Origin of the sequence: Nocardia macrotermitis (assembly GCF_009604405.1) — a bacterium.
Lineage (GTDB): Bacteria > Actinomycetota > Actinomycetes > Mycobacteriales > Mycobacteriaceae > Nocardia > Nocardia macrotermitis.
This window is the reverse complement of sequence record NZ_WEGK01000028.1, coordinates 46,413-58,566: the sequence shown is the minus strand read 5'-3', so window position 1 is coordinate 58,566 and position 12,154 is coordinate 46,413. Positions and strand designations below refer to the sequence as shown.

At 66.5% G+C, this 12,154-nt stretch carries 17 protein-coding genes; 11 read left to right on the top strand and 6 right to left on the bottom strand.

Features of this window, described 5'->3' with window-relative positions:
- Nucleotides 1–280: 280 nt before the first annotated feature.
- From NRB20_RS36115 to NRB20_RS36105, 3 genes are all read right to left on the bottom strand, one after another.
- Nucleotides 281–796, bottom strand: coding sequence for a hypothetical protein (locus tag NRB20_RS36115; RefSeq protein WP_227834204.1), 516 nt, complete (start codon nt 794–796; stop codon nt 281–283).
- A gap of 162 nt (nt 797–958) precedes the next feature.
- On the bottom strand, nt 959–2,050 hold the full coding sequence (locus NRB20_RS36110; protein WP_153415918.1) for a DUF2332 domain-containing protein: 1,092 nt from the start codon (nt 2,048–2,050) through the stop codon (nt 959–961).
- Between the two features lie 83 nt (nt 2,051–2,133).
- The gene (locus tag NRB20_RS36105) at nt 2,134–2,715 is read right to left on the bottom strand and encodes a helix-turn-helix domain-containing protein (protein ID WP_319945848.1); all 582 of its coding nucleotides are present in this window, start codon (nt 2,713–2,715) and stop codon (nt 2,134–2,136) included.
- An 88-nt stretch (nt 2,716–2,803) separates the two neighbouring features.
- Between NRB20_RS36105 and NRB20_RS36100 the strand changes: the two genes are divergently transcribed.
- Genes NRB20_RS36100 through NRB20_RS36090 form a run of 3 tightly spaced genes read left to right on the top strand, consistent with a single transcriptional unit; the run spans nt 2,804 to nt 4,381 of the window.
- Nucleotides 2,804–3,430 (top strand): class I SAM-dependent methyltransferase, encoded by a 627-nt coding sequence (locus NRB20_RS36100; RefSeq protein ID WP_153415916.1) that lies wholly within the window; start codon nt 2,804–2,806, stop codon nt 3,428–3,430.
- Between the two features lie 37 nt (nt 3,431–3,467).
- Nucleotides 3,468–3,950: a DinB family protein gene (locus NRB20_RS36095; protein WP_153415915.1), complete on the top strand. Its 483-nt coding sequence runs from the start codon at nt 3,468–3,470 to the stop codon at nt 3,948–3,950.
- A gap of 59 nt (nt 3,951–4,009) precedes the next feature.
- Nucleotides 4,010–4,381 carry a gamma-glutamylcyclotransferase family protein gene (locus tag NRB20_RS36090; protein ID WP_153415914.1) on the top strand — a complete coding sequence of 124 codons (372 nt, stop codon included), beginning with the start codon at nt 4,010–4,012 and terminating at the stop codon, nt 4,379–4,381.
- Here NRB20_RS36090 and NRB20_RS36085 read toward each other — a convergent pair.
- A complete protein-coding gene (locus tag NRB20_RS36085; RefSeq protein ID WP_319945847.1) occupies nt 4,378–5,352 on the bottom strand; it encodes an Lrp/AsnC family transcriptional regulator in 975 nt (324 codons plus the stop codon). The two genes, NRB20_RS36090 and NRB20_RS36085, sit on opposite strands and share 4 nt — an antisense overlap.
- A 129-nt stretch (nt 5,353–5,481) precedes the next feature.
- On the opposite strand from NRB20_RS36085, the gene NRB20_RS36080 reads away from it, so the two are divergent.
- Entirely contained in the window at nt 5,482–6,426 is a 945-nt protein-coding gene (locus NRB20_RS36080; RefSeq protein ID WP_153415912.1) for an alpha/beta hydrolase fold domain-containing protein, read from the top strand.
- 112 nt (nt 6,427–6,538) lie between these two features.
- Here NRB20_RS36080 and NRB20_RS36075 read toward each other — a convergent pair whose 3' ends face one another.
- A complete protein-coding gene (locus tag NRB20_RS36075; RefSeq protein ID WP_153415911.1) occupies nt 6,539–6,829 on the bottom strand; it encodes a hypothetical protein in 291 nt (96 codons plus the stop codon).
- A 188-nt stretch (nt 6,830–7,017) separates the two neighbouring features.
- Nucleotides 7,018–7,329, bottom strand: a complete 312-nt coding sequence (locus NRB20_RS36070) for a helix-turn-helix transcriptional regulator (protein ID WP_319945846.1) — start codon at nt 7,327–7,329, stop codon at nt 7,018–7,020.
- Between the two features lie 63 nt (nt 7,330–7,392).
- On the opposite strand from NRB20_RS36070, the gene NRB20_RS36065 reads away from it, so the two are divergent.
- From NRB20_RS36065 to NRB20_RS36035, 7 genes are all read left to right on the top strand, one after another.
- Nucleotides 7,393–7,605, top strand: a complete 213-nt coding sequence (locus NRB20_RS36065) for a type II toxin-antitoxin system VapB family antitoxin (protein ID WP_153415910.1) — start codon at nt 7,393–7,395, stop codon at nt 7,603–7,605.
- Nucleotides 7,602–8,042 (top strand): PIN domain-containing protein, encoded by a 441-nt coding sequence (locus tag NRB20_RS36060; RefSeq protein ID WP_153415909.1) that lies wholly within the window; start codon nt 7,602–7,604, stop codon nt 8,040–8,042. Before NRB20_RS36065 ends, NRB20_RS36060 begins: the two co-directional genes overlap by 4 nt.
- Before the next feature lie 68 nt (nt 8,043–8,110).
- Nucleotides 8,111–8,989, top strand: a complete 879-nt coding sequence (locus NRB20_RS36055) for a LysR substrate-binding domain-containing protein (protein ID WP_153415908.1) — start codon at nt 8,111–8,113, stop codon at nt 8,987–8,989.
- A gap of 54 nt (nt 8,990–9,043) precedes the next feature.
- Nucleotides 9,044–9,964 carry an alpha/beta hydrolase gene (locus tag NRB20_RS36050; protein WP_319945845.1) on the top strand — a complete coding sequence of 307 codons (921 nt, stop codon included), beginning with the start codon at nt 9,044–9,046 and terminating at the stop codon, nt 9,962–9,964.
- Nucleotides 9,961–11,031: a quercetin 2,3-dioxygenase gene (locus NRB20_RS36045; protein ID WP_153415907.1), complete on the top strand. Its 1,071-nt coding sequence runs from the start codon at nt 9,961–9,963 to the stop codon at nt 11,029–11,031. Before NRB20_RS36050 ends, NRB20_RS36045 begins: the two co-directional genes overlap by 4 nt.
- 50 nt (nt 11,032–11,081) lie before the next feature.
- Complete coding sequence (locus NRB20_RS36040; protein WP_153415906.1) at nt 11,082–11,408, top strand: hypothetical protein; 327 nt, start codon at nt 11,082–11,084, stop codon at nt 11,406–11,408.
- Nucleotides 11,409–11,455: 47 nt separating this feature from the next.
- Nucleotides 11,456–12,145: an O-methyltransferase gene (locus NRB20_RS36035; RefSeq protein ID WP_153415905.1), complete on the top strand. Its 690-nt coding sequence runs from the start codon at nt 11,456–11,458 to the stop codon at nt 12,143–12,145.
- The last annotated feature ends 9 nt before the right edge of the window (nt 12,146–12,154 follow it).

Below are 12,154 nucleotides of genomic sequence, written 5' to 3'. Positions count from 1 at the left end.
TCGAATCCATGTTCGAATTCTATCCCGAAAATCACCCCCCGAACACCGCCACAGCGATGTGAAATCAGAATCTTCACCCTGGACAACCGACCGAATCACACACGCACACACCACCTTTCACCACCGATGAACTCGAGCGCATGACCACTTACCCGACCATCACCCGAATCGTGAATCACTGCATGGGTCGTGGCGGTTTCCTCGGCAAACGGATACGGCAACCGAGTTTCGACAGCGAAGCGGCCGTGACGGAATCCCGTCACGGCCGCTTCGCCGCGAACTACGGTACGACGACGTCGATCGACGCCGGGACGTTCGGGTGATCCGTGCGGAGGGTCGCGTGGACTCGGCCGCGGCCGGTGTTGGCTACCAGGATCGTCACGCTGTTGCGTTGGCTGGCGGGGACGAAGCGGGCTACCGTGCCGGAGGCGTTGGTGTCGAGGTTGTGCCAGTCCAGGACCGCGGTGACGTCGCAGGCCAGGAGTTGGGGGCCCCATTCGCTCGACAGGCCCTGGGAGACGCGGACCAGGACCGAATGGCTGGCGCCTTCCGCTTCGGTGTATTTGGCGAGGGGGCCGTCGAAGGAGTTGCCGCCCGCTGCGAGCATGCCAGGGCACATGCCGTTGCCCAGGGTCAGGACGGGGCTGAGGTTGAAGTCCGTCTTGTTGCAGGTCCGCGGGCCGACGTTGGACGATCCGAGCAGGCACGGACCGGCATCGGCGTTGGCGGGGGCTGCGACGGCGACGCCGGAACCGAGCAATGCGGCGGCGACTGCACCCAGGAATACGCGTTTCATCGTGTGGTGTTCCCCTATCTCTTGCTGATGAGCTGACGATATGAGGCAATGACGCTGGTCACCGTGGCGAAGAGCTGGGCGGATGGCCGACCGCTCCGCACGGGCGGTCGTCATTGTAATGAATGTTTCCGTTCGGTAAGGCTTGTTGCGGGTCGGGCACAGCTACCTATTCCGTAGCTCCAGGTCGGGGGCCCATTCGAAGGCCGGGAGGCCGTGCGGCATGGCGCGAGCCAGGATGACCGGCTCGTTCGCGCCGATGCGGACGGTGAGGCGGAAACCGTGGCGATCATCGGAGGAGTTCTGGGGTTCGAAAGCGACACAGGCGAATCCGGTATCCGGGCCCGAGGCTGCGGCGAGACGATCCAATTCCGTTGTGACGGAATGCCATTCGGCCGGATCGACGTATTGGCGCATCACCGAATGCCAGACGACCGTGAGGCTTCCGGGCTGTAATTCGGTGTCGGCGAGGAAGTTTCGGGCACCGGTCACGGTGATGTCGACGGGGATCTTCTCCGCCAACCGCAGCGCGCCGTCGAGCCGGGCCGCGCGCGCCAGCTGATCCGGCCAGACGTAGGAGCGCAGGGCGAGGGAATCGCGCGGCGACAACGGATCCAGCGGTGTCGGATCGCAACCACGGCGTTCGACGACGGTGAGGTGTGGATTTCGTCGCACCGCACCGGTCAGCCACTCGGGCACCTCGCCCCGCCAGGCGTCGGTGAGGCAGACCGGTGAATCCTGCGGTCCCCAGCCGATATCTCCACTCTCCCAACGGAAATGGTCGGCCCGCAGGTTCAATCCCCCGCTGGCGCCGAGCTCGAGGAGTCGCACCGGCAGCGGGTAGGCGTCGACCGCCGCGAGCAGTCCGGCCAGCAGTGGTACCGCTCGGCCGACCTCGTTGGTCTGCGGGGGTCGGGTGAGCCAGTCGCGAATCCACCCCGGATTGTCGATCACGGTCTGCCGGAACGGAATCCATGCCTCCGCCGGATCGCTCGGACGCACAGTAGCACCGGAGCTCGGATAGAAAGGCGCGAGATCGGTTGCGCCGCCGGATAATACGAGCGCGTGCACGCCTGCCAGCAGTCGCAGCGGCAGGGCGGCGTCGAAGCCGATGTCCTCGTATCCCGCCAGGATTTCCGCGCACGGCCCGTGTTCGGCGATATCGCGGGCGATCTCGCGCAGCAGCGAACCGTAGAGCGGGGAGCCGAGTTTGTCGCAGGCTTTCGCCTGGAGTTCGAATTGCGAGACGAGGTCCATGTACACACCGTGCGCCCCGGACGCACCGTAATCAATATTGATTAAGATCAACCGTCCGGCGAACGCACGCCGAGCACAACTCGCTACCGATGCGGTTCGGCACGCACATGCGCGCGCATCCCCTGCACGCCGAACAGGATCAGCAACTCGACCGCCTCACCGTCGGCACTACCCAGCCAGTGCGGCAGCGAGGTGTCGAATTCGGCGGCCTCACCGGGCGGAAGTACCAGGTCGCGCTCGCCGAGTACGAGCCGTAGCCGACCGTTCAGCACGTACAGCCATTCGAAACCGTCGTGCGTCTGCGGCGTCGGTTCGAGCGGTTCCGGCCGGTTGGGGATGATCATCTTGAACGCTTGGATTCCGCCCGGTCGCCGAGACAGCGGGATGAAGGTCATCCCGAATCGCCGGATCGGTTTCAGATGGATTCGGGGGTCGCCGGTGCGTGGCGCGCCGACGAGATCGTCCAGCGGCACGTTGTAGGTGCGGGCCAGCGGCAGCAGCAATTCCAGGGTCGCCCGGCGCTGCCCGCTCTCGAGGCGGGACAGGGTGCTCTCCGAAACCCCGGTCGTGGCAGCGAGATCCGCCAGCGTGATGCCGCGGTCGCGACGCAGCGCACGCAGCCGCGGGCCTACCGCGTCGAGCACATCCTCGGTTCCGCGATCCACGCGACCATCTTGCCAGAACCGCAAATTTTCGTGCCAGACGGTGGCGGGGGTGGTGACACTGGCCGCATCACGACTTGAAGGAGCCCGGATGAACACCACCGATGCGGTCACGTTCTGGAACGACGTGTACGCGAACCGGCCGACGGCGACCGCCCCGCGACCGAACGACCGTCTCACCGAAATCGTCACCCCGCTGCCGCCCGGAGACGCGTTGGACATCGGCTGCGGTGAAGGCGGTGACACGCTGTGGCTGGCGCGTCAGGGGTGGCGGGTCACGGCCATAGATATTTCGAGGGTGGCGGTCGATCGGCTTGCGGCCCTTGCACTTTCGCATGATCTGGGCGACCGGATCACCGCCGAGCAGCACGATCTGCGCGAGTCCTTCCCACAGGGCGCGTTCGATCTGATCTCCGCCCACTACCTGCACACACCGTTCGATCTGGACCGGGCGATCGTGCTGCGCGAGGCCGCGCACGCGCTGCGGCCGGGTGGGCGGCTGCTGATCGTCGACCACGGTTCGACCGCGCCGTGGTCGTGGATTCAGGATCCGGACGTCCGGTATCCGAGTCCGGGCGAGGTCGCCGACGGTCTCGCACTGGATCCGGCGCGGTGGACGGTCGAGCGGGCCGATACGCCGCGCCGCATCGCGACCGGTCCGGGCGGGCAGACCGCCGAGGTCACCGATCACATCCTGCTGATCCGCCGCGCGGCCTGAACCGACACTGCCCGAACCGATTTCGAAGGAGACCCCGATGCCCACGACCGCCCGTCGCGACACCCCACCGCCACGAACCGGAAGCAGCGAAACCGAGGTCCTGCGCGGTTTTCTCGACTACCTGCGGACCTCGATCGCCGGGAAAGTCGACGGCGCGCCCGAGCCACAGGTCCGCACAGCCGCGGTGCCATCGGGGACGAATCTGCTCGGACTGCTGCATCACCTCACATTCGTCGAACGCGCAATCTTCCTGGGAGACAACGTCATCGACTGGCAGGCGACGTTCCGGGCCGCACCCGAGGACAGCGTCGCCGACGTCGTCCACAGGTACCGGCACACAGTCCAGCGCGCAAACGACGTTCTCGACCGATGCACCGACCTCGACGCACCGGTTCCACGACCGGGAGATTCGGCTCCCAGCATCCGCTGGGCCCTCACCCACATGATCGAGGAGACCGGCCGCCACGCCGGTCACGCCGACATCCTGCGCGAACTCATCGACGGCGCCACCGGCCGCTGACCCTCGCCCACGAATCCCCGAGCCGCGCAGCCGGATTCACGATGTGATCGGATGAACCCATGACCACGCACCTGTTGTTCTCCTACGGAACCCTGCGTCAGCCCGAAGTGCAGCGCAGCGTCTTCGGGCACGAACTCGACGGCCGCCCCGACGAGATCACCGGCTACGAACTCGGCGAAGTCACCATCACCGACCCCGAGGTTCTCGCGGCCAGCGGTTCGGCCGTCCATCCGGTCCTACTGCCCGCAGATGTTGAAAAGGGCATTGCCGGAACGGTTTTCACGCTCGACGACGCGGATCTGCGGGCCGCCGACGACTACGAGGTCGACGACTACGTCCGCACCATGGCACCGTTGCGTTCCGGCGGCCGGGCTTGGGTGTACGTCTCGGCGAGCGCGCAATCCGCCCTCGCCGAGACGACCGACAGCTAACGCGAAGTGCCGGGCACGTTCCCCGCTCGTTTGTACTGGTGGAAGATCGGCGCGGTCTCCAGATGCCGCACGGCCGGGATGGTACCCAATCGCGCCTCGATGTAATGGTAGAGATCGTCGATGTCGCGGCAGCCGACGATCGCGGCGAGATTGGTCGCGCCGGTGGTCGCCGCGGCGAAGGCGACCTCCTCGTGTTCGGCCAATTCCGTTCCCACACTTGCCAACTCGGATGGCGGCACCGATAGCCACAGCATGGCCTGGGTCGGGTATCCGAGTGCGGCCGTGTCGATGTCGACATCGAAATACAGTGCCTTCGCCGCGCGGAGATTCTCCAGGCGGCGCTGCACCGCGGAGGTCGACAATCCGGTGGCCTCGGCCAGTACCCGCAAGCTGCTGCGCCCATCGATCGCCAGCGCCGCGAACAACGCCCGGTCGATATCGTCGGGTGGCGGGTGCGATGCGGCGGTGGTTGGACGGTCGGGACGCAATCGACCGATCTGCGTGGCGTCGAGTGCGCTGGCGCGCGGGCCCCACCCGGTGGCCCCGCCGAAGTAGGTGCGCAGCACGCAGTAGGCCGACACCGCCTTCACCTGCGCCACTCGGGGCAAGCGCCCCAGCAGGGCCGAATCCTGCCGCCGGTGCCCCGACGCCCTGGCGAAGCACACTATTTCGGTGCCGGCCGAGGTCAGGCTGACCCAGGAGGTGTCGGGCCGCTGTGCCAGCCCAGCCGCCAACGTCGCCGCAGCCTCGGGGACACATTGCAGGCGCAGCAACCACAGCACCAGCCCCGCGGTGTCCGGCAGGCCGACGACCCGCAGGATGCCCGCGGATCGCAGGCGGTGGTATCGCCGGGCCACGGTCTGATCGGAGACTCCGAGCACCTCGGCGACCAGTGCGAACGACACCCGCCCGTCGATCTGGAGGGCGTGGGTGATCTTCCTGTCCAGATCGTCGAGTTCAACGGAATTCACCGATCGGACGATAGCGGACATCGGATTCGTGCGAACACCGCCGCGTGGATGGAACCGGCGGAGTTCGCGGGGCACGGTTGAGACCGGGACGCGACATCAGGTTCGCGGTGAAATACGAAGGGACGCACCATGACCGAGATCCGCCCGGACACTGCGGATGATCGCCGGGCCCGGCCCGGACTTCGGATGCGAGCGGTGGTCGCGCTGTTGCGGGCGGGCGGTCAGCGGCGGATGCTCGGCAGCGCCGAGGGGGTGCATGCCGCACTGGTGAAGCGAGATCGGAAGGCGAAGCCCGTGAGGGTTCCGGGTTTCGTCCACAAGGCAGCGTCGGTGATGTGTGAGGACGTGGGTTCGTGGCCGGTGTATCGGGTGACCCCGAATGCCGTGGCGGCGGATGCCACGGTGGTTTTCATGCACGGTGGGGGTTTCATCGGTGAGGTCAAGCGGCCGCATTGGAGTTTCGTTCGCACGCTCAACATCTCGGTACCGGCCGAATGTGTGATGCCGGTGTATCCGCTGGTCCCGCACGCGCACGCGATCGAAATGGTCGCTACCGCAGCGGAGGTGCTGGCCCGCACGATCGAGCGGCGTGGTGCGGAGAAGACCGTCGTCATGGGTAATTCGGCCGGGGCGGGGCTGGCGCTGGCCGCGACGCAGGCGTTGCTGTCGCGGGGCGAACCGCTACCGGCGCGGGTCGTGCTGATCTCGCCGTGGCTGGATCTGAGTCTGTCGGATCCGGGGTTGGGGGCGTTGGCCGAGGTGGACCCGTTCCACCAGCGTCCGGGATTGGTCGAGATCGGCAGGCTCTACGCCGACGAGTTGGATACCCGTGATCCGCGGGTGAGCCCGTTGTTCGGGCTGGTGGCCGGGCTACCGCCATTGACGGTGTTCTGCGGAACCAGGGAGATGGCGTTGGCCGACGCGCGGACGTTGGTCGCCCGTGCGCGAACGGAAGGTGTCGATGTCGATTACCACGAAGGCCGCGGCTTGGTGCACAACTACGCGCTGATGCCCACGCCCGAGGGGCACGCGGCTACCGGCGTCATCATCGATGCGTGTCGTCGCGCCCGTTGACATCTCCGCGGCTCCGGCAACTGCATCGGTTGCTGGACAACGACTTTCGAATACCGGACATTGCGCACGGATACCCGGCGCCGGTGCACGCCGGGTATCCGTGGATGGCGGCTCAGTACGGGACGTCTCGCCAGAGGCGGCAGGTGCCGTCCCAGTAGTACTGGGTGCATCGCCACTGGTACTGCCAGATCCATTGCCAGTGGCCGCAGGCTCCGCTCGAGTAGTACCAGTTGCACCACCAGTAGCCGTCGTGCACCGGTGTGTGGACGGCGCGGGCGGGGACCACGGGTGGGGCGGGGGTGGCCGCGGCGGCTTCGGGTAGTGCGCCGAAGAGCAGTGCCGTGGCGATCGCGGTTCCCCCGAGAATCCGTGTGATGGGCCGAATTCCGAATTTTGTGATCATTTTTCCGTCTCCCGAGATATGTCTCCCCATGCGTTCAACGGTAGAAACGGATACCGTTCGAGAGAACGGATATATCCGGATGTGAACATAAACAGCCTGGTCACAACGCTTTCCGAGGTTTCCGGCCCGGAATCCGGCAGAAATGTCGGATGCTCCGGAAATGATCACCGGATTCCTCGTTCGTCGCGTCAGTTGCGTCGCGCGAATTGGGCCGGTGTTTCACCGTATTGTTTCTTGAACGCACGGATGAAGTGGCTGCTGTCCGCGAAATGCCAGCGCGCGCCGACCTCCGCGACGTTCGGGCGGCCGCGGGATGTGGTCAGGTCGAGGCGGGCCTGTTCGAGACGTCGGCGGCGGATGTAGGCCGCGACCGACTCCTCGAGCTGGGCGAATGCGCGATGCAGGGTGCGGCACCGAGACGTTCGGTTCGCGGGCCAGCGACGCCGGCCGAGCACCGCGGCGGGCATGACCAGCACCCTGGCCCGCGAGCCCCGGCTCACATCCCCACATATTACGTTTCTAGCGTATTATAAATATTACAGATTCGTAATACAGGAGGTGGGATGGCGACAACCGTAGAGATTCCCGAAGAGGTGCTGGCCGAGGCGATGCGGCTGACTGGGCTCGGGACGAAGAAGGCCGTGATCAACTTGGCCATGTCGGAACTCGTGCAAGGTTACCGTCAGCGCGAAGCTCTCTCCCGGCTGGAACGGATGGACCACAATCCGTTCCTGACGCCGGAAGAGCTCGCTGACATCGCGCCGAACGAGCGGTGACCGCTCCGAACGATCAGCCGAGTCTCTACCTGCTCGACAACTCGGTGATGTCGCACTTCTGGAACAGCTCGACGATCAAGCACGCGATCAGACAGTTGGCTGTGAGCGGATCGCTGTGCGCCTGCACAGTAACCATGGACGAAGCCCGCTACAGTGCGCGGAACAAGGCCGACCTAGCGGTTGTCACCGAGTTGTACGGTAGATCGTTCCGCTGGCTCACGGCCGGAGTCGAGGTCGAGGCCATCGTGGCCGATATCAGATCCGCCCTGTGGTCGATTGGCGCCGGCCGGGGAGCCCAGACTACGGATGTCCAGATCGCCGCCACCGCAATGCGGCACAACGCGATCGTCGTCCACAACGACACCGATTTCATCACTATCGGCCGGGCCGTCCCAGAACTGAAGCAGCTACGCATCCGCCCCGAACACCCGCAGTAGCGGACCTGCACGCCGCGTTGACCTCGAGGCGTTGACTCGGCGCGAAAGACACGGATTAGGCTCGGGGTGTGGACGTGACCGTCGCGCATCTTCGCAGCTTTCTGGCCGTTGCCGAGGAATTGCATTTCGGGCGGGCCGCGGAGCGGCTCAATGTGAGTCCTTCGTCGTTGAGTGAGCATGTGGCGACGTTGGAGCGGCGGTTGGGGCGGACGTTGTTCGTGCGGACCTCTCGGAGTGTGAGTCTCAGTGGTGATGGGAAGCAGCTGATTCCGTTGGCGCGGAACGCGGTTCGTGCGGTGGACGAGGTGGTCGGGTGGGCGCGGTCGGATCAAGGGGCCGAATTGCGGGTCGGGGTGGCGGTTTTCAGTCCGCAGTCTCGGGCCATATTGACCGCGGCGCGTGCGGAGATGCCCGAAATACAGTGGCAGGTCAAGCAATTGGGGTTTTCGGATCCATACCGGGCGTTGCTCGATCGGACCGTCGACTGTGCGCTGATTCCGGACGACGGCGCGGTTCCGGAGGCGATCCGCGCGACGCCGCTGTGGACCGATTCGTGTGTGCTGATCGTCGCGGACGGGCATCCGCTGGCCTCGCGGGAGGCGGTCACGGTCGCCGAGCTGGTCGATCAGACCTTCGTCACGGTGAGTGATGCGCGGACCTCGGATCGCTGGCTCGGGGATGCGCTGCGGGACGCCCCACGCACCCTGCCGATCGCGCACAACTTCGACGAGGTGCTGGAGCTGTGCGCGGCGGGGATCGGGGTGAATATCGCCGGGGCGCACGGCAGTCACATCTATCAGCGGCCGGGCGTGCGGTTCGTGCCCATCTCCGATCTGGACGAGCGGCCGACGCATCTGTGCGTCGGCGTGCAGCAGTCGACGCCCGCGCTGCGGCGCTTCACCAAGTTGGCCGTGCGGGTCGCGCGATCATCCGGCTTTGCCGAATGATGCTTCGGAACTTCCCGCTGGTCCTCGGTACCGGAAGTCCGGAAAATCGAAGGTGTGCAAAATAATTCGGTATCCGTCACACGGGATCTGCCGTATGCCGAGAGGGCTACCGGCACACTGCTTCTCGACCTCTACGCCCCGACCGCAACCAGTGCGCCGACGCCGGTCGTGATCTGGTTGCACGGCGGCGCGTGGTTCACCGGCGATCGGACGCTGCTGCCCGACCCGGCCCGATTCTTCGTCGCACGCGGTATCGCGATGGCCTCGATCGAGTATCGGCTCAGCGGTCAGGCCGTATTTCCCGCGCAGCTGCACGACGTGCGATCGGCGATCCGGTATCTGCGCGCCCAGGCCGACACCTGGAATCTGCGGTCCGATCGGATCGGGCTGTGGGGGTCCTCGGCGGGCGGGCATCTGGCCGCGCTGGCCGGGCTCACCGGACATCTCGAACGGCTCGACGGTGAGGCCGAATCCGGTGACGCCCAGGTCACCGCGGTCGCCGAGTCGTACGGTCCGACCGATCTGACCATGGCGCGGGCCCTGCTGCCCGACGGCAGACCCAGCCACGAGGCCGCGTTTCTCGGCGGACCTCCCGAACAGCGGCAGGCGATCGCACTCGCCGCCAGCCCGTTGCATCAGGTCGCGGCCGCCGCGCCGCCGTTCCAAATCTCGCACGGCACAAGCGATCCCGTCATCGCACACGAGGAGAGCGAGCGGCTGCACGCCGCGCTGATCGCCGCCGGTGTCGAGAGCACCCTGTACCTGGTCGAGGACTACAAGCACGGATTCCTGAATCCGGGCGGGCGGATGGAGGCCGGTCTCACCGACGTGATGGACGACGGCCGGCTGCAACGCGAGGGCCGGGCCGCGGCTCGGGTCCGGCGCGCCGGCCTCCGCGATCAGCCCACCACCTTCGGTTTCGACGACATCGGCGACTTCTTCGTGCGCCACCTATCGGAAGGACACACACCATGACGGTCATCGACCTCGAGGCGATGCACCGCACCCGCCCGCTGCTCAACGCGTTGCCGGGCGAGCCCGCGCCCTACTATCTGGCCAGCGGCGAGGGGCAACGTTACGAGATCGACGGACAGCTCTGGACGGTGATCGCGCGACCGGCCGACACCGGCGGACTGTTCGACGCCGCGTTCATCCTGGGGCCACGCGGGGCGGGCGCGCCGTTCCACAGCCTGGCCGCGCATCAGCGCACCTACTACGTCTTCGACGGCAGTGTGCAGTTCTGGTTGCCCGGCCGGAGTCACGTTCTGGCGCAAGGGGATTCGATTCACGTTCCGCCCGGTGTCCCGGTCGCGTACCGCATCCTCGGGCACGGTAGCCGGATGCTGTTCTTCTCGGCTCCCGGTGGTGCGCTCGACGTCCTGCTCGACGACGACGCGCTGGCCCAGGCCCGCGTCGAAGCCCACATGTACACCGAACGCGCGCAGGCCGCCGAGCAACTGCTGCTCCCCCGCGGCGCGCGCCGCCACACCGACGAACCCTTCGCCGCCGCGACCGACGACTGGGACGACGCGCTCCCCGACGGCGTCGAACCGTACTTCCTGCGAGCCCTGAGCGGCGAACGATTGGACTGGCCCGACGCCATCCAGTCGTTCGACGTCCGCGGGCGCAACACCGGCGGCCGGTACTTCTCGGTCCTGTCCGCCGCCGCACCCCAGCCGTATTTCATCCGGCACTTCCACCAGCACCACACCGAGAACTTCTTCTGTATGTCCGGCCGAATCTGGTTGTACGCCAACGGAGAAGAGGTCCTACTGACCCCCGGCGACTTCGTCCACGCCCCCGCCGGAACGATCCACACCTTCGCCATCGAACAACACGGCACCCGCCTGCTCGGCATGCTCACCAGCGACATCTTCGAACCGTTCTTCGAGGTCACCGGCGACCGCACCGACCTGCACACCTACACCGAGGGCCTGCTCAGCCCCGAACTGTTCCAGCAGCGCCTGGCCGCCAACGCCGCGAATCTGGACGTCGTGGTGGTCGGCCCACCGCCCACCCGCACCCGCGCACTCGACCTGTGAGCAGAGCGGCGTCGACCGAGCGAACCTTCGAGCCGTTTAGGCTGAACCCCATGGCTCGCTACGTGATCGACGCCGTCACCCTGCTCCACCTCGTGGACACCGAACTCCCCATCGACCCGAGTCACCAGCTGGTCGCACCGAACTCGATCCGCTCCGCAGCGCTGCAACTGCTCCTCGGGCGGGTCTATTTCGCAGGTAGCGCGAGGGTCGCGGTGTCGATGACCGCTGGCGGGTCGTCTCGAGCTTGGACGCGGTCCGAAGCGTTCGTGAAATGTGAGCAGCTGGCTCAGGACGGAGAGTGCACGCCGGGCCGGCGAGGTTGTTTTTGCAGGTTGGGCGATGCGTTGCGGATGCGGGGTACTCGGCGCGGCGGCTGATGGAAAGCGAGTTTCGTTGGGGCGCAGAATTATTCACAATTGAGGGCATGAGCAAACGTGATCCTTTTGTGCTGTTGGACGGGCGGGCCGCGGGGGTGGTGCGGCGGTTGCATTCGGGGAATGACCGGCAGTTGCCGCGGATGTTGGGGCGGCTTGCGCGGGATCTGCCCGCGCTCGTGCTCGGGCGGCCGCGGCGGGCGGATGCGGATGCGCCCGAGCGGTTCGAGGATGCGTATCTGGCGTTGGGGCGGGAACAGGCCGCTTTCTGTTATGCGCAGGCCAGGGCGGTGCGGGCGCGGCGTGTGGTGGAGTTCGGGACGTCGTTCGGGGTTTCGACGATCTGGTTGGCGGCGGCGGTGCGGGACAACGGAGGTGGGACGGTGATCGGTACCGAGATGGTGGCCGCGAAGGCCGAACGGGCGCGCGCGAATGTGCGGGCGGCGGGGTTGGCGGATCAGGTCGAGATTCGTACCGGGGATGCGTTGGAAACGCTGCGTGACCTCGAAGAACCTGTGGATCTCATGCTCAATGACGGCTTCCCGGACGCGGCCCTGGACGTCTTGCGCCTCATCGCGCCCCGCCTGCGCACGGGGGCGGTGGTGATCACGGACAACGTCGGGGTGATGCGCGGCGATTACGCCGAGTACGTGTCGTGGGTGCGGGATCCGGCCAACGGGTTCGTCTCGGTTCAGGTGCCCTACAAGGGCGGCACCGAGGTGTCGATCCGCGTCGGCTGACGAAAACCG